The organism is Aeromicrobium sp. CTD01-1L150, assembly GCF_041951745.1.
In the GTDB taxonomy this organism is placed as follows: Bacteria; Actinomycetota; Actinomycetes; order Propionibacteriales; family Nocardioidaceae; genus Aeromicrobium.
The window spans coordinates 2,565,382-2,581,597 of record NZ_CP169555.1 but is presented as its reverse complement, the minus strand read 5'-3'; the positions used below and the strand labels follow the sequence as shown (position 1 = coordinate 2,581,597).

At 71.0% G+C, this 16,216-nt stretch carries 13 protein-coding genes and 1 tRNA gene; 11 read left to right on the top strand and 3 right to left on the bottom strand.

Annotated features, from left to right (window positions below):
* Positions 1-43: 43 nt before the first annotated feature.
* From ACEVFP_RS12735 to ACEVFP_RS12720, 4 genes are all read left to right on the top strand, one after another.
* A complete protein-coding gene (locus tag ACEVFP_RS12735) occupies positions 44-2,140 on the top strand; it encodes a hydantoinase/oxoprolinase family protein (protein WP_374999839.1) in 2,097 nt (698 codons plus the stop codon).
* Positions 2,137-3,903 carry a hydantoinase B/oxoprolinase family protein gene (locus tag ACEVFP_RS12730; protein ID WP_374999838.1) on the top strand — a complete coding sequence of 589 codons (1,767 nt, stop codon included), beginning with the start codon at positions 2,137-2,139 and terminating at the stop codon, positions 3,901-3,903. The genes ACEVFP_RS12735 and ACEVFP_RS12730 overlap by 4 nt, the downstream gene beginning before the upstream one ends.
* 42 nt (positions 3,904-3,945) lie before the next feature.
* The gene (locus ACEVFP_RS12725) at positions 3,946-5,355 is read left to right on the top strand and encodes a 2-oxoadipate dioxygenase/decarboxylase family protein (RefSeq protein ID WP_374999837.1); all 1,410 of its coding nucleotides are present in this window, start codon (positions 3,946-3,948) and stop codon (positions 5,353-5,355) included.
* A 77-nt stretch (positions 5,356-5,432) separates the two neighbouring features.
* A complete protein-coding gene (locus ACEVFP_RS12720) occupies positions 5,433-6,572 on the top strand; it encodes a Glu/Leu/Phe/Val dehydrogenase (protein ID WP_374999836.1) in 1,140 nt (379 codons plus the stop codon).
* 263 nt (positions 6,573-6,835) lie between these two features.
* Here ACEVFP_RS12720 and ACEVFP_RS12715 read toward each other — a convergent pair.
* A tRNA-Arg gene (locus ACEVFP_RS12715) sits at positions 6,836-6,907 on the bottom strand.
* Between the two features lie 80 nt (positions 6,908-6,987).
* Here ACEVFP_RS12715 and ACEVFP_RS12710 point away from each other — a divergent pair.
* The 4 genes from ACEVFP_RS12710 (at position 6,988) to ACEVFP_RS12695 (ending at position 11,574) form a co-directional block, all read left to right on the top strand.
* Positions 6,988-7,377, top strand: coding sequence for a response regulator (locus ACEVFP_RS12710; protein WP_374999835.1), 390 nt, complete (start codon positions 6,988-6,990; stop codon positions 7,375-7,377).
* Between the two features lie 69 nt (positions 7,378-7,446).
* A complete protein-coding gene (gene argS, locus ACEVFP_RS12705) occupies positions 7,447-9,111 on the top strand; it encodes an arginine--tRNA ligase (RefSeq protein WP_374999834.1) in 1,665 nt (554 codons plus the stop codon).
* A gap of 52 nt (positions 9,112-9,163) precedes the next feature.
* A complete protein-coding gene (gene lysA / locus ACEVFP_RS12700) occupies positions 9,164-10,558 on the top strand; it encodes a diaminopimelate decarboxylase (protein WP_374999833.1) in 1,395 nt (464 codons plus the stop codon).
* A gap of 74 nt (positions 10,559-10,632) precedes the next feature.
* Positions 10,633-11,574, top strand: coding sequence for an alcohol dehydrogenase catalytic domain-containing protein (locus tag ACEVFP_RS12695; RefSeq protein WP_374999832.1), 942 nt, complete (start codon positions 10,633-10,635; stop codon positions 11,572-11,574).
* Positions 11,575-11,704: 130 nt separating this feature from the next.
* Here the strand turns inward: ACEVFP_RS12695 and soxR are convergent, their stop codons facing one another.
* Complete coding sequence (soxR, locus tag ACEVFP_RS12690; RefSeq protein WP_374999831.1) at positions 11,705-12,157, bottom strand: redox-sensitive transcriptional activator SoxR; 453 nt, start codon at positions 12,155-12,157, stop codon at positions 11,705-11,707.
* Positions 12,158-12,213: 56 nt separating this feature from the next.
* Entirely contained in the window at positions 12,214-12,672 is a 459-nt protein-coding gene (locus tag ACEVFP_RS12685; protein ID WP_374999830.1) for a hypothetical protein, read from the bottom strand.
* 89 nt (positions 12,673-12,761) lie between these two features.
* Between ACEVFP_RS12685 and ACEVFP_RS12680 the strand changes: the two genes are divergently transcribed.
* The 3 genes from ACEVFP_RS12680 to thrB are packed head-to-tail and all read left to right on the top strand — an operon-like array spanning position 12,762 to position 16,062.
* Positions 12,762-14,081 (top strand): homoserine dehydrogenase, encoded by a 1,320-nt coding sequence (locus ACEVFP_RS12680; protein ID WP_374999829.1) that lies wholly within the window; start codon positions 12,762-12,764, stop codon positions 14,079-14,081.
* Positions 14,081-15,187 carry a threonine synthase gene (gene thrC / locus ACEVFP_RS12675; protein ID WP_374999828.1) on the top strand — a complete coding sequence of 369 codons (1,107 nt, stop codon included), beginning with the start codon at positions 14,081-14,083 and terminating at the stop codon, positions 15,185-15,187. The genes ACEVFP_RS12680 and thrC overlap by 1 nt, the downstream gene beginning before the upstream one ends.
* Complete coding sequence (thrB, locus tag ACEVFP_RS12670) at positions 15,184-16,062, top strand: homoserine kinase (RefSeq protein WP_374999827.1); 879 nt, start codon at positions 15,184-15,186, stop codon at positions 16,060-16,062. The genes thrC and thrB overlap by 4 nt, the downstream gene beginning before the upstream one ends.
* The last annotated feature ends 154 nt before the right edge of the window (positions 16,063-16,216 follow it).

Here is a 16,216-nt window from a genome sequence, read left to right as displayed (position 1 = left end):
GGCATCGCCGCCGGGTTGTTGACCTGCACGAGAGAGGCGATCGATGGCACAGTCCGAAGAGCTGCGGGTCGGGATCGACATCGGTGGCACCTTCACCGACCTGTCCGTCCTGGACCAGCACGGCATCGTGGCCGTGGGCAAGACCTTGACGACGCACGGTGAGCCGGCCGCTGCCGTGGCCTCGGTGCTCGCGGACACGCTCCGCTCCCACGACCTGCGCGCCTCGGACGTGAGAAGCGTCGTGCACGGCACGACCCTGGTGACGAATGCCCTCATCGAACGCCGCGGCGCGAAGACGGCCCTCCTGACGACGGAGGGCTTCCGAGACGTGATCGAGATGGGTCGTGAGCACCGCTACGAGCTCTACGACCTCGACCTGGAGCTGCCCCGCCCCCTCGTCCCCCGGTACCTGCGGGTCGGGATCGGCGAACGGATCCTCGCCGACGGCACGGTCGAGACGCCGGTGGACCTGGAGCAGGTGCAGAAGGTGGCCACCGAGCTGGTGGACGACGGAGTCGAGGCGGTGGCTCTCTGCTTCCTGCACAGTCACGTCAACGGCGAGCACGAGGAGCGGGCTCGCGACGCGATCGCCGAGGTCGCTCCCGGCCTGCGGGTGGCACTGTCCAGCGAGATCAACCCTGAGATCAGGGAGTATGAGCGCTTCAGCACCACCGTGGCGAACGTCTACGTCCAACGCGTGGTGGAGGACTACCTCGAGGACCTGCGGCACCGGTTGCGCGACGTCGGGCTTCGCCACGACCTGCTCATCATGCTCTCCAACGGCGGGGTGACGTCGGTCGACGTCGCGCGGAGCCACCCGATCCGCATGCTGGAGTCCGGCCCTGCCGGAGGGGCGCTCGGCGCCGTCTCGTTCGCCAGGACGGCCGGCAAGAGCGACCTCATGGCCTTCGACATGGGTGGCACCACGGCGAAGCTCTGCCTCATCGAGGACGATCGCCCGCTCGTGACGCACACGTTCGAGGTCAGCCGTGTCTACCGGTTGCGCGCGGGGTCCGGCCTGCCCGTGCGTGCTCCGGTCATCGACATGATCGAGATCGGGGCCGGCGGCGGGTCCATCGCGCGCGTCGACTCACTGGGCTTGATCACCATCGGCCCCGACTCCGCCGGGTCCGAGCCCGGGCCGGCGAGCTACGGGCGGGGAGGCACCCACTGCACCGTCACCGACGCCGACGTCGTCCTGGGCTACCTGGACCCCGATGCCTTCCTCGGCGGCTCCATGTCCCTCGATGCCGAGGCCGCCGCTCACGCGATCGACGTACAGGTCGCCCAGCCCCTGGGCATCAGTCGCGCGGAGGCGGCGTGGGGGATCCATGCCACCGTGAACGAGAACATGGCCAACGCGGCACGCGTGCATGCGATCGAGCGAGGGGTCGACCCGGCTCGTCTCCCGCTGTTCGTCTCGGGTGGGAACGGCCCTCTGCACGGGCCCGGTGTGGCACGGGCCCTCGGCGCACCGGCGCTGCTCGCCCCGCCCGCCGCAGGGGTGCTGAGCACCTTGGGCTTCCTGTCGGCGGCGACGTCGATCGACGTGGTGCGCTCCGCCCACACGACGCTCGACGACATCGACGACAGCGGCATCCGGGCGCTCTTCGACGCCCTGGAGGCCGAGGGTGCTGAGCTGCTCGTCGACGCGGGCGTCCACCCTGGCGAGATCCGCCACGAGCGTAGCGTCGAGATGCGCTTCGTCGGACAGGGCAACGAGGTCGAGGTGTCGACGCCGGCTCCCGGCCGGTCCTGGAAGAGCGATGTCCTGGCCGCCTTCGCCCGCGAGTACGAGCGGAAGTTCGGTGACGTGGCGCCCTCGGGGGTCGGCATCGAGATCCTCACCTGGCGAGTCCGCTCCAGCGGCCCGGAACCCGAGGCGAGGCTCCGTCTCCGTCCCACCGGAGGTGGCGCCGAGTCGCTCAAGGGGCAGCGGCAGGCCTACTTCCCCGGAGCGGGTGGCTACGTCACCACACCAGTGCACGACCGGGCGGCGCTCGCCCCCGGTACCCGGCTGAACGGTCCGGTGATCGTCGAGGAACGGGAGTCGACCCTCGTGGTTCCTCCCGAGGCTCGCTGCGTCGTGGCCGAGGACCGGAGCATCATCGTCGATCTCGAGCAGGAGAGCGCATCATGAGCCGTTCGACTCCGTCCGTGCCCCCTGAGGGCGTCGACCCGATCGTGGTGGGACTCGTCTCCAACCGGCTCCACTCCATGCTCAACGAGCAGCAGACGGCCCTCGTCAACACGGCATTCAGCCCGGTGGTCCGCGAGTCCTACGACCTGGCCTGCGCCGTGTTTGACTCACGCGGCTCCATGATCGGCCAGTCCTCGGGGGGGACGCCCGGTCACATCAACGCGCTCGCGACAGGCATGCGGCACATCGCCTCGCGGTTCAGTGCCGACTCCCTGGCCGAGGGTGACGTCCTCATCACCAACGACCCCTGGATGACGGCGGGCCAGATCAACGACATCACCGTCGCCACCCCTGTGTTCCGCGACGGCAGGACCGTCGCCTGGTTCGCGAGCTGCTGCCACTCGCCGGACATCGGCGGACGGATCCTCTCGGCCGCCGCGACCGAGGTGTTCGAGGAGGGCCTGCGCCTGCCGATCATGAAGCTGCGTTCGGCCGACGGACCCGATGAGGTCCTGGAGGAGCTCATCCGAGCCAACGTCCGGACCCCGAACGAGACGATGGGCGACATCTACGCCCAGGTCGCGGCCAACCAGGTGGGTGCGCGCAGCCTGCTGCGGCTGATGGACGAGTTCGGGCTCGACAGCATCGATGCGGTCGCCGCGGAGATCATGGACCGATCCGAGGGGGCGCTGCGGCAGGCGATCGGCCAGCTGGCCGACGGCACCTACCACGCGTCGATGGAGTGCGACGGCTTCGGTGGTGAGCCCCTGGCCCTCGAGGTCGCCGTGACGATCCACGGCGAGTCGATCGAGGTGGACTACGCCGGTTCGTCGCCGCAGTCACCGTTCGGCGTGAACGTGGTCCTGAACTACACCCGCGCCTACACGTCGTTCGCGATCAAGGCAGCCCTGGCTCCAGAGGTGCCACACAATGCCGGCTCCTTCCGCCCGGTGCACATCACCGCACCGGAGGGGTCGGTGCTCAACTGCCTCGACCCGGCCCCGGTGGCCTCGCGTCACCTCGTGGGGCACTTCCTGCCGAGCCTGGTCTTCGAGGCGCTGCGCCCCGCGGTACCGGGAGGACTGCCGGCCACGAGCGCGGACGCGCTGTGGATGACCGTGTGGCGGGGGGCAGCCATCGGGGAGGAGGCACCGTTCACCCTCACCGTGTTCGGGGCGGGTGGCAGCGGAGGTCGGCCCGGCAAGGACGGCCTGTCCACCACCGGCTTCCCGACCGGCGTGCGAGCGGCCCCGACCGAGGTGCTCGAGACACTCACCCCGTTGGTGCAGACCCAGCGTGAGCTGCTCACCGACTCAGGCGGTCCCGGACGGTTCCGCGGTGGCCTGGGACAGCAGCTCCAGGTGCGCCGGCGCGGAGGGCACGGCTGGTCGGTGAACGCCAACATCGACCGGGTCCACCATCCGGCACCAGGGGCACTCGGTGGTGCCGCAGGTGACGCCGGCAGCTTCGTGGACGCTGCGACGGAGGAGCCGCTGCCCCGCAAGTCGCTGGTCCGGCTCGACGCGCAGACCCAGGTGGAGTTCCGCTTCCCGGGCGGCGGAGGCTACGCCGACCCACGGCAGCGGCCGGTGGAGGACGTGGTCGATGACGTGGTCAACGGCTACGTGTCGCTGGAGGCCGCGCGCCAGGAGTACGGCGTCGCCGTGCAGTACGTCGGTCCGCCCGAGGCGACGATCCGCCCGCCGGAGCACTTCCGGGTGCAGCAGGAGGAGACCGAGCGTCTGCGCGCCGAGCGTCGCTGACGTCGACCGACGGCCCAGCAGGAGAGAAGAGGAAGGATCATCATGACGTTCCAGTCAGCGACACGGCTGAGGGCTCGGTTCGCCCGGGGCCTGTCACAGATGTACGGCGAGGAGGTGCCGGCCTACACCACGCTGGTCGACGTCTCCGCTGCCGTGAACGAGGACGTCGTGGGCCGCCGCGGGGCGGCGGGGGAGCGGCTCGGCAGCATCGAGCGGGTCACCGCGGAGCGCCACGGCGCGATCCGGGTCGGCTCGGCCCAGGAGATGGCGCAGGTGGCGCGGGTCTTCGCCGCCTTCGGCATGCATCCGGTGGGCTTCTACGACCTCCGGGACGCCTCCACGTCCTCGGTGCCGGTGGTCTCGACCGCCTTCCGCCCCACCGACCCCGACGAGCTGGCGGCGAACCCGTTCCGGGTCTTCACCTCGATGCTGACGGCCGACGATCCGCGCTTCTTCGATGCCGAGCTCCGGCAGCAGCTGCAGGACTTCATCGGCGCTCGTACCCTCTTCTCGCCGGAGCTGCTGGCGTTGTCGGACCAGGCCATCGAGCACGGCGGCCTGCAGGAGCCCGACGCCGATCGGCTCGTGCAGCTGGCCACGCAGGCCTTCGAGCTCTCCGACGACCCGGTCGATCACGCGTGGTACCGACGGCTCGAGGACGTCTCGGCAGTGGCGGCGGACATCGGTGGCGTGGCCTCGACCCACATCAACCACCTCACCCCCAGGGTGCTGGACATCGACGACCTCTACGCGCGCATGCAGGCCCGCGGGATCGTGATGATCGATGAGATCCAGGGTCCGCCCCGGTGGGACGGCCCGGACGTGCTGCTGCGGCAGACGTCCTTTCGAGCCCTCGCCGAGGCGCGGACCTTCCGGTTCGAGGACGGCACGGTGGGGCCGTCGGACCTGCGGGTGCGGTTCGGGGAGGTCGAGCAGCGCGGCATCGCCCTCACGCCGGCTGGCCGGGAGCTCTACGACTTCATGGTCTCGGTGACCGATCGCCGGCTGGCCGCGGGGGAGGGCGGTGGCGTCCGGGCCGAGGTCGCCCGCACGGTGTGGGAGGAGAACCTGCCACGGACCGAGAAGGAGCTGGCGCTGCAGGCCCTGGCGTACTTCACCTTCACCCTCGACGAGCAGGTCTGGGCCGAGGTGGGCTCGTCCTTCCCCGGTCCGCGGGTGAGCCTCACCGAGCTCGTCGAGGCCGGTGCGGCCGTACCGGAGCCGATCGTCTACGAGGACTTTCTGCCACGCTCGGCGGCCGGGATCTTCCAGTCCAACCTCACCGACGAGGGATCTCGCGACGATGCTCAGCGCGGCATCGAGTACGACCTTGCGGCGATGTCGCGGATCGTGGGCCGGACGGTCGCCGACCCCCACGACCTCTACCAGCGTCAGCAGGACGACTCCATCGCCGCGCTCTCGGCGCGCCTGGGCCTCACGATCACCTCCTGAGGCCCACCTGCGGCAGTCGCCGCGCCCCACCCTGCCACCACCGTCTCCCTTCCCCCGACCTCAAGGAGCTGTTGTCGTTGTCCAGCCTGTTCGACCTCATGGACCAGTGGGGCCCGGAGAAGGTCGTCGCCGTCAGCGACAGCAGGACGGGGATGAAGGGCGTGCTGGTCATCGACAACACGTCGCGGGGCGTCGGCAAAGGGGGAACGCGGATGCAGCCCACGGTGGACGTCGAGGAGATCGCCCGTCTGGCGCGGGTGATGACCTGGAAGTGGGCCGGGGTGGACCTGTTCCACGGTGGTGCCAAGGCCGGCATCCAGGCCGATCCGGCGTCCCCGTACAAGGAGGAGATTCTTCGCTCGTTCGTGCGCAAGCTCTCCGGCGAGGTGCCGGCGGAGTATGTCCTGGGCCTGGACATGGGCCTGACCGAGGACGACGCGGCGATCATCAATGACGAGCTCGGCGATCGCGGTGCCGCCGTCGGCACTCCGTACGCGCTCGGCGGGGTGCCCTACGACCAGCTGGGGGTCACGGGCTTCGGTGTGGCCGAGGCGGTCGATGAGGCCGCCACCGGCCAGGGCCTGCAGGGCTCGCGGGTGGCGATCCAGGGGTTCGGGGCCGTCGGGCACGCAGCGGCGGCCCGCCTCGATGAGCTGGGCTACCAGGTGGTGGCGGTCTCGACGGCCGCCGGCGCCATCGCCGACCCGGCCGGTCTGGACGTGCCGGCGCTCCTGAGCCGCCGGTACGAGGTCGGCGACGACGTGGTCGCCGACTTTCCGCAGCTTCGCATCGAGCCGGGGCAGGAGCTGTACGTCGACGCTGAGATCGTCGTCCCGGCGGCGCTGCACGACGTCATCGACGCCCGTGGAGCCGGCGCGCTCCGCGCGCAGCTGGTCGTCGAGGGTGCCAACCTGCCGACGAGCCCGCAGGCGCAGGAGGTCCTGCGCGAGCGTGGGGTGAGCGTGGTCCCGGACTTCGTGGCCAACGCCGGGGGCGTCGTGAGCGCTGCCTTTGCGATGGAGGCCCGCTACTCACCCTTCCGGCCGGAGACGGACGCCATCTTCGCCACGGTGTCTGAGAGGCTCCGCGCCAACACCACCGAGGTCCTGCAGGAGGCGCGGTCGCGGTCGGTCACGACCCACCAGGCCGCACGTGCCTTGGCGCAGGACCGGGTGCGCGAGGCCATGCGGCTGCGGGGCAGGTCCCTGCCCCGCTGACGCGCGCTGGCCCCTCCGGACGGCAGGGCAGACGTCTGCCGGTGAGCCCAATCCCGGCGACCGTCGTTCACTCCGACCGTGGAGCCCCTACGCCTGGGCCTTCGGGCAACCACTGCCCTCACCGGGTCGGGTTCCCCGGCACGAACCAGTCCGCCGCGGCCTCACGGTCGATCCAGACCGGGACTATCAGCCCCCGAACATGAGAACACCCGAACCTGCCTCTGCAGGTTCGGGTGTCCGCGATGTCCTGAGACACCACAGGGCACCCCCGGCAGGATTCGAACCTGCGCTCCCGCCTCCGGAGGGCGGTGCTCTATCCCCTGAGCTACGGGGGCCCGGCAGCTTCGCGGACTCGTCGGTGCGAGTTCGTGAAACTCCGGTGTGAGCCTACCTCACGGCCGCTACGGTGAGGTCCGTGCCCACTGTCCTGGTGGTCGACGACACGGCGTCGATCCGCTTCCTCATCCGGACCAACCTCGAGCTCGCCGGGTTCGAGGTCGGAGAGGCCGTCGACGGCCTGGACTGCCTGGAACGACTGCGAGCCGATGCGACCTCCGGGACGCTCCCGGACGCCGTCACGGTCGATGAGATGATGCCGCGCCAGGGCGGCGCCGAGACGGTGGCGGCGATCCGCTCCGACCCCGCGTTGCAGGAGCTCGCGATCGTCATGGTCACCACGCAGAACCTGCCGGCCGACATCAAGCGGGGCCTCGAGGCGGGAGCCGACGCCTACCTCACCAAGCCGTTCGACCCCGATGACCTCATCACGACCATCGGCACGGCGATCGACGCCCGGGCGCACTGACGGTGAGACCGTCGTCAGGGCCCGCGGCCGCGTGCGGGGAAGCGGCGCCGGTCTCGGTAGGCTGACGCGGTGACTCCCGAGCAGCTCTCCACCGCCATTGTCGACGCCTTGCAACGCCTCGTCGACGACGGGTGCCTCAGCCTGGCCGATGGCGTGCCTGACACGGTGCGGGTGGAGCGACCCAAGGTGCGTGAGCACGGCGACTACGCCACCAACATCGCGCTGCAGCTGGCCAAGCGGGCCGGCGTCAACCCGCGGGACCTCGCCACCCAGCTCGCCGAGTTGCTCCAGGAGGGCGACGGTGTCGCGAGCGCCGAGGTCGCCGGTCCCGGATTCCTCAACCTGCGGGTCGCCGCGGGTGCCCAGGGCGCGCTGGCCGGACAGGTTCTCGCCGCCGGTCAGGCGTACGGTCGCACCGAGACCGGCGCGGGCCGGCGGCTCAACCTGGAGTTCATCAGCGCCAACCCCACCGGCCCCCTGCACCTCGGGCACACTCGCTGGGCTGCCGTCGGCGACGCCCTCGCGCGCGTCATCGAGGCCACCGGGACCGACGTCGCCCGCGAGTTCTACATCAACGACCGCGGCAACCAGATGGACACCTTCGGGGCCTCGCTGGCCGCGCGGGCAGGCGGTCAGGCGCCCCCGGAGGACGGCTACCAGGGCGCCTATGTCGCCGACCTCGCCCAGCGGGTCGTCGAGGCCGATCCCGGCATCCTCGACCTCCCCGACGACGAGCAGAAGGTCGCCTTCCGCGAGCAGGGCTATGCGCTGCAGCTGGCCGAGCAGCGCGCCGAGCTGGGCGAGCTGCGCACCCACTTCGACGTGTGGTTCTCCGAGCGTTCGCTGCACGAGTCCGACGCCGTCGAGCGTGGCTTCGACAAGCTGCGTGAGCAGGGCCGGCTCTATGAGTCCGACGGCGCACTGTGGATGCGCACCACCGACTTCGGCGACGACAAGGACCGCGTCCTGCGCAAGTCCGACGGATCCCTCACCTACTTCGCCTCCGACACGGCGTACTACGTCGACAAGCGGGGACGCGGGTTCGATCCCTGCCTGTACCTGCTCGGCGCGGACCACCACGGCTACGTCGGACGGCTGCGCGCCATGGCCGCATGCGTCGGCGACACCCCAGGCGAGCAGATCGAGGTGCTCATCGGTCAGCTCGTCAAGATCCTCAAGGACGGCGAGGAGCTCAAGCTCTCCAAGCGTGCCGGCACCATCGTCTCGCTGCGCGAGCTCATCGACCTCATCGGCGTCGATGCCCTGCGGTACACGCTCATCCGCTACCCCGTGGACTCACCACTCACGCTCGATGTCGCCGAGATGACGGCCAAGAGCAACGACAACCCCGTCTACTACGTCCAGTACGCGCACGCCCGGCTGTCCTCCATCCTGCGCGGCGCCGCCGACCTCGGTATCACCGTCGCCCCCGACTCCTACGACGCCGGGCAGCTGGCCACCGAGCGTGAGGGTGACCTGCTGCGCGCCCTGGCGGAGTACCCGCGCGTCGTGGCCCGCTCGGCCGAGCTGCGCGAGCCCCACCGCGTCGCCCGCTACCTGGAGGACACCGCGTCGGCCTTCCACAAGTTCTACGACACCTGCCGGGTGCTGCCGCGGGGAGATGAGGACCCGAGCGATGCGCATCGGGCGCGGCTCGTGCTGGTGGCCGCCACCCGCCAGGTGATCGCCAACGGCCTCGACCTGCTCGGCGTCGCCGCGCCGGAGCGGATGTGACCCATGAGTACTGGGCGGATGTGACCCATGAGTACCGAGAGGATGTGAGCGTATGAGGTCCCACGAGGCCGGTGCCCTGCACGGGCAGGCCGGTGACAGAGGCCCGGCCTGGCTGCGGCTGCCCGATGACCCCGACGCGCTCGTCGAGCCCTTGTGGTCCTCCGGAGTCGCCAAGAGTGACGGCGTGCTGTCCGTCGCGGGCGTCACCGCCCCAGAGCTGGCGCAGGAGTTCGGCACACCGTTGTACGTCGTGGACGAGGGGGACTTCCGCGGCCGTGCCCGCGCGTTCGCCGAGGCCTTCCCCGACGCCGACATCTACTACGCCGGCAAGGCCTTCCTGTGCGTCGCCACCGCACGCTGGGTGGCCGAGGAGGGCCTGAGCCTCGACGTCTGCACCGGGGGAGAGCTGGCCGTGGCGCTGCGCGCGGAGTTCCCACCCGGACGCATCGGTCTGCACGGCAACAACAAGTCCGTCGCGGAGCTGCGACGGGCGCTGGAGGTCGGCGTCGGACGGATCATCGTCGACAGTGTCGAGGAGATCGAGCGTCTGGACGCGCTCACCGCCGAGCTCGGCGTGGATGCGCAGGTCATGGTCCGCGTCACCGCAGGCGTCGAGGCCCATACGCACGAGTACATCTCCACCTCCCACGAGGACCAGAAGTTCGGCTTCTCCATCGCCGACGGTGCAGCGCTCGACGCGGTGCGTCGGGTGGCTGCCGCACCACGGCTGAGGCTGCTCGGCCTGCACTCGCACATCGGCTCCCAGATCTTCGTCACCGACGGGTTCGAGGTCGCGGCCCGACGCGTCCTGCGGCTGCACGCGCAGATCGCCGACGAGCTGGGCCTCGCGCCACCGGAGCTGGACCTCGGTGGCGGGTTCGGCATCGCGTACACGACGCAGGACCACCCCTCCACCCCCGCCGACCTGGCCCGGGAGCTGCTCAAGATCGTCGACGACGAGTGCGCCGCCCTGGGGGTCGAGGTGCCCAAGCTGTCGCTGGAGCCCGGTCGCGCGATCGCCGGCCCGTCCACCTTCACCCTGTACGAGGTCGGCACCGTCAAGGAAGTCCGCCTCGACGGCAACGCCTCGCGCCGGTACGTCTCGGTCGACGGCGGCATGAGCGACAACATCCGTCCCGCCCTCTACAGCGCCGACTACTCCTGCACCCTCGCCTCGCGGGGGTCGGACGTCCCGCCGGTGCTGAGCCGCGTGGTGGGCAAGCACTGCGAGTCCGGGGACATCGTCGTCAAGGACGAGTACCTGCCTGCCGACGTCACCGCCGACGACCTGCTGGCCGTCCCCGGCACCGGCGCCTACTGCCGGTCCCTGGCCAGCAACTACAACCACGTGCCGCGCGCCGCGGTGGTGGCCGTGCGCGACGGTGAGGCGCGGGTCATCGTGCGGCGCGAGACCGAGGACGACCTGCTGGCCCTCGACCTGGGCTGAGTGGCGGACCGGTTGACCTCAACGTTGGTTGAGGTTGTTGGCTGGAGCCTCAGCACACCAGCGGAGGAGTCAGTATGCGCGCCATCATCCAGGAGCAGACCGGTGGACCCGAGGTCCTCACCCTGCGACAGACCGACGACCTGACCCCGGGTCCCGGGCAGGTCCGGATCTCGGTCGAGGTCGCCGGGGTCCACCTCGTCGACACCGTCATCCGTTCCGGCGCCTGGGGTGAGGTGGACCTGCCGATGACCCCGGGCCGTGAGGTCGCCGGACGGATCGACATGCTCGGTGACGACGTCGACCAGGCATGGCTCGGGCGTCAGGTGGTCGTCCACCTCGGCCTCGCCAGCGGTGGGTACGCCGAGCAGGCCGTCACCGACGTCGCGAGGGTGCACGTCGTGCCCGAGGGCCTGGACCCGGCGACGGCCGTCGCCGCGATCGGCACCGGCCGGACTGCTGTGCTGGTGCTCGACGCCGGACCCGTCGGCCCTGAGGACCGGGTCGTCGTCACCGCCGCCTCCGGGGGGCTCGGGGTCCTGCTCACTCGTGCGGCACTCGGTGCCGGGGCCTCAGTGGTCGGACTCGCGAACGGGCCCGCCAAGGCCGAGGTCGTCGCCGGGCTGGGAGCCAGGGTCGTCGACGTCACCGAGCCAGGGTGGGCGGCGCAGGTGGGCGAGGCCGTCGGCACACCGACGCTGGCCTACGACGGAGTCGGTGGTGATGTCCGCGAGACGTTGCTCGGGCTGATCGACCCGCACGGTGTCCTCGTGGACTACACGGGGGCCGAGGTCACCGAGCGCCCCGCCGGGTCCCCGGAGGTCAGGCCGGTCCTCGGGCCCGACTGGCAGACCCGACGTGGGGGCCTGCGGCGCACGGAGACCGAGGCGCTCGAGCGGGCCGCCGACGGCTCGCGGCTCCCGCTCGTCGGATCGACGTTCCCGCTCGCGGACGCCGCGGCCGCCCACCGCGCCCTCGAGGCACGCGAGACCCATGGCAAGGTCGTCCTGCTGACGTGACTCCGGTGCGGTGCGGGCTGTGTCATCGGAGGCCGCGGTGCGGGCTGTGTCATCGGAGGCCGCGGTGCGGGCTGTGTCATCGGAGGCCGCGGTGCGGGCTGTGTCATCGGAGGCCGCGGTGCGGGCTGTGTCATCGAAGGCCGCGGTGCGGCCCGGGACCGAGGTCGGCCATACGGTCCTCGTCGTTGTAGATCACGCAGCTGGTGAGTGACAGGCAGCCGCAGCCGATGCAGCCGTCGAGGTTGTCCCGCAGGTTCTGCAGCCGAGAGATCCGGTCGTCGAGGTCCTCGCGCCAGGTCGCCGTGAGGCGGGCCCAGTCCTGCGAGGTCGGGGTCCGGCCCGCCGGGAGCGTCGCGAGTGCATCGGCGATCGCGCTCAACGGGATGCCCAGTCGTTGCGAGAACTGGATGAACGCGAGCCGGCGCAGCACGTCTCGGTGGTACCGACGCTGGTTGCCGCTCGTGCGACGACTCTCGATCAGCCCCTCGCGCTCGTAGAAGTGCAACGCCGAGACGGCCACCCCGGAACGGCGCGACACCTCGCCCGGGGTCAGCTCGCGATGTCGCAGGTCAGCGTTCGACATACCTCAACTATAGATGAGGTCTGGGTGCCTGTCGGTGGCTCGGGCAACCAGGTGAGTCAGGCGACGCAGTAGGTGGCGGCACCAGGACCGTCGCCCTGCTCCTGCGCTGCCTCCTCGCCGTCGAGCTCGATCCGGCACCGGGCGAACGTCGCCGTCGGCGCCGACTGGACCCACACCTGCAGGTAGGGGCCCGCACCCCTCAGCACCACGTCGACCGAGATCTCCCCACCCTCGTCGGAGGTCTTGCGTTCCTCGACGCCCTCGTGGTCGAGGTAGGTGAAGCCGAACGCGGCGTCGGAGGACACCGTGATCGTCGCCAGCACCTGACGCCGGGAGTCCTGTGTCGACACACCAGCCGGGTCGGCGCTGCCCGCGACGACGGGGCGTTGCCACGCGGCACGGACGTCGTAGACGGCGAACCCGACCGCACCGACGACGAGGACGGCCGCGGTCACGACACCGATGCGCCACCGCTTGGCACGCTGCCCACGACTCGTCCGACCGCTGCTTCTCACGGTGCACACCCTAGGTCCCGAGCGTCGATGAGTCTCAGGTTCCACCCGTGGGTCCGCCCGGCTGACCGCACGCCGATACGCTACCTCGGGTGAGCCCCTCCATCGATGCGTCCGAACGACCACTGCGCGTCGCCCTGCTCGGCTGCGGCGTCGTCGGCAGCGAGGTGGCCCGTCTGCTCACGCGCGACGCCCCGGAGCTGGCGCGCCGTGTGGGCGCGCCGCTGGAGCTCGCCGGCATCGCGGTGCGTCGGCCCGGGCGCGAGCGCGACCTCGACCTCCCCGAAGATCTCTTCACCACGGACGCCCACGCTCTCGTGACACGAGGCGACATCGACGTCGTCGTCGAGGTGATCGGCGGCATCGAGCCCGCCCGCGAGCTCATCCTCGCCGCGCTCGAGAACGGCGCCTCGGTGGTCACCGCCAACAAGGCACTGCTCGCCGAGGACGGTGGCCAGCTCTTCGAGGCCGCGGCCAAGGCCGAGCGCGACATCGCCTTCGAGGCCGCGGTGGCCGGCGCCATCCCGATCGTGCGTCCCCTCCTGGAGTCGCTCGCCGGTGACGCGATCCACCGCGTGCTCGGCATCGTCAACGGCACCACCAACTTCATCCTGGACGCCATGACCACCCACGGCTCCGGGTTCGCCGAGGTGCTCGAGGAGGCACAGCGGCTCGGGTACGCCGAGGCCGACCCGACCGCCGACATCGAGGGCTTCGACGCCGCCTCCAAGGCCGCGATCCTCGCCTCGCTGTCCTTCCACACCCGCGTCGTCATCGGGGACGTCCACCGCGAGGGCATCACCGACGTCACCGCCGCCGACATCCGCTCGGCCGAGGAGATGGGCTGCGTCGTCAAGCAGCTGGCCATCTGCGAGAAGATCGAGACGCCCGACGGACCCGCGGTCTCCGCGCGCGTGCATCCGGCGATGATCCCCGAGTCACACCCACTGGCGAGCGTGCGCGGCGCCTACAACGCCGTCTTCGTGGAGAGCGAGTCGGCCGGACAGCTGATGTTCTACGGCCCCGGAGCCGGCGGCGCACCCACGGCGAGCGCGGTGCTCGGCGACCTCGTCTCGGTGGCCCGCAACCGGGTCAAGAAGGTGTGGGGCCCCGGGGAGTCCACCCACGCCCAGCTCGACGTCCTCGACATCGGCCGAGCTCGCACCCGCTACCACGTGCAGATCGACGTCGACGACCGCGCGGGCGTGCTCTCCACCGTCGCACAGGCCTTCGCAGAGTTCGACGTCTCCATCAAGACGGTCCGGCAGGAGGGCCACGGCTCCGACGCCCAGCTCGTCATCGTCACGCACGAGGCCCAGGACGCCGCGCTCGATGCCACCGTCCGTGCCCTGCGTGACCTCGACATGGTGCGCGACGTCTCCTCCGTGATGCGGGTGGAGGGGGTCGGCTGATGAGCGCCTCGTCATCTCAGGACGCCGCGCGGCGCCCGCGCGGAGCGCATCCGTGGCGGGGGGTCATCGAGGAGTACCGCGACTGGCTGCCGGTCGACGACGACACCCCGGTCATCACGCTGGGCGAGGGGGGCACGCCGCTGGTGCACTCGCCCTGGCTGTCGCGGCTCGTGCGCGGCGAGGTGCACGTCAAGGTCGAGGGCAGCAACCCCACCGGCTCGTTCAAGGACCGTGGCATGACGGCCGCCATCTCCGTCGCCGTGGCCGAGGGCGCCAAGGCAGTGGTGTGTGCATCCACCGGCAACACGTCGGCCTCCATGACCGCCTACGCGGCCAGGGCAGGCCTCACGCCGATCGTCCTGGTGCCGCACGGTCGGATCGCCGCGGGCAAGATGGCCCAGGCCGTCATGCATGGCGCCGAGGTCATCCAGGTGCGCGGTGGGTTCGATGAGTGCCTGCAGATCTCCCGCGGTCTGGCCGACACCTACCCGGTGGCCTTGGTCAACTCCGTCAACCCCGTGCGGTTGCAGGGGCAGAAGACCGCCTCGTTCGAGATCGTCGACGTGCTCGGGCGGGCCCCCGACGTGCACGTCCTGCCCGTGGGTAACGCCGGCAACATCTCCGCCTACTGGATCGGCTTTCGTGAGTACGCCGAGGCCGGGGTCGCGCAGGACACTCCGCGGCTGTGGGGGTTCCAGGCGGCCGGGGCGGCGCCGATCGTCCGCGGTGCGCCGGTGCCGGACCCCGACACCGTCGCCACGGCCATCCGCATCGGCAACCCGGCGTCCTGGCGTCTGGCCGAGGCCGCGCGAGATGAGTCCGGCGGCCGCATCGAGTCGGTCACCGACGAGCAGATCCTCACGGCCCAGCGCGAGCTGGGCGCACGTGAAGGCATCTTCGTCGAGCCCGCCTCGGCGGCCGGTGTGGCCGGCCTGGTGGCGGCGGCCGAGGCCGGTCAGGTCGAGCCGGGACTCACCGTCACCGTCACCGTCACCGGTCATGGTCTGAAGGACACCGAGACGGCGTTGTCGGGCGTCGAGTCCGTCGTCGACTCGGTGATCGACGCCGACGTCTCGGCTGCGGCCGAGGTCGCCGGACTCGCATGAAGTACGTCCCGGAGCCGGTCTCCGTCCGGGTACCGGCCTCCAGTGCCAACCTCGGCCCGGGCTACGACGCCCTCGGGCTCGCCCTGGCGGTGCACGACGAGCTCACGGTGCAGGTCCTGGACGGCCACGACCTGCAGATCGACGTCACGGGCGAGGGCGACGACGACCTCCCTCGTGACGCGAGCCATCTGGTCGTGCAGGCCATGGATGCCGCCTTCGAGCTGATGGGCGTACCTCGTCCCGGGTTGCGGCTCTCCTGCCTCAACCGCATCCCGCATGCCCGTGGCATGGGTTCCTCCTCGGCCGCGATCGTGGGAGGCATCCTGCTGGCGCGGGCGCTCGTCCCGGCCGGCGCCGAGCTCATGAGCGACGGTGCCGCCTACCAGCTGGCCAACGACCTCGAGGGCCACCCGGACAACGTCGCTGCGGCACTGTTCGGGGGACTGACCATCGCCTGGGTCGAGGGAGCGGCAGTCGACGTCCAGCGCCTGGACGTCGACGTGCCGCTCACGCTGTTCGTGCCCGCCTCCCCGGTGTCCACCCAGCTGGCGCGGGGCCTGTTGCCCGAGACGGTGCCGCATGCCGATGCGGCCGAGAATGCCGGTCGGGCCGCTCTGCTGGTGGCTGCCCTGCTGGGCGCGCCGGAGCGGCTCATCTCGGCCACCGAGGACCTGCTGCACCAGCCGTACCGCGCCTCGGCGATGCCGGAGTCCCACGCACTGCTGCGTCGTCTGCGGGTCGACGACGTGCCGGCCGTCATCTCCGGCGCGGGTCCGACCGTGCTGGCCTTCGCGCATGGTGTCTCCGATCGTGCCCCGGCCGGCTGGACGGTGCACGAGACGTCGGTCGACGAGCACGGCGCGCAGGTCGTCTGACCCGCGCCTGCTCACCCGGGCCGGGTGCTACAGTTGAATGGTCGGCGTCGAGCACCTCTCGGGCCAGTTCTTGGCCCAGCTCGTCCGACGTCCGCACACCGGTCCGCTCCCTGGTTGAGCATGTCCACCGGTGAGGCATCTGCAGTGACCAGCC

What these genes read in the sequence shown, in the direction of transcription:
- ACEVFP_RS12735 (WP_374999839.1), top strand. Translation starts at nt 44, where the DNA reads ATGGCACAGTCCGAAGAGCTGCGGGTCGGGATCGACATCGGTGGCACC.
- ACEVFP_RS12730 (WP_374999838.1), top strand. Translation starts at nt 2,137, where the DNA reads ATGAGCCGTTCGACTCCGTCCGTGCCCCCTGAGGGCGTCGACCCGATC.
- ACEVFP_RS12725 (WP_374999837.1), top strand. Translation starts at nt 3,946, where the DNA reads ATGACGTTCCAGTCAGCGACACGGCTGAGGGCTCGGTTCGCCCGGGGC.
- lysA (WP_374999833.1), top strand. Translation starts at nt 9,164, where the DNA reads ATGAGGTCCCACGAGGCCGGTGCCCTGCACGGGCAGGCCGGTGACAGA.
- ACEVFP_RS12695 (WP_374999832.1), top strand. Translation starts at nt 10,633, where the DNA reads ATGCGCGCCATCATCCAGGAGCAGACCGGTGGACCCGAGGTCCTCACC.
- soxR (WP_374999831.1), bottom strand. Translation starts at nt 12,157, where the DNA reads ATGTCGAACGCTGACCTGCGACATCGCGAGCTGACCCCGGGCGAGGTG.
- thrC (WP_374999828.1), top strand. Translation starts at nt 14,081, where the DNA reads ATGAGCGCCTCGTCATCTCAGGACGCCGCGCGGCGCCCGCGCGGAGCG.
- thrB (WP_374999827.1), top strand. Translation starts at nt 15,184, where the DNA reads ATGAAGTACGTCCCGGAGCCGGTCTCCGTCCGGGTACCGGCCTCCAGT.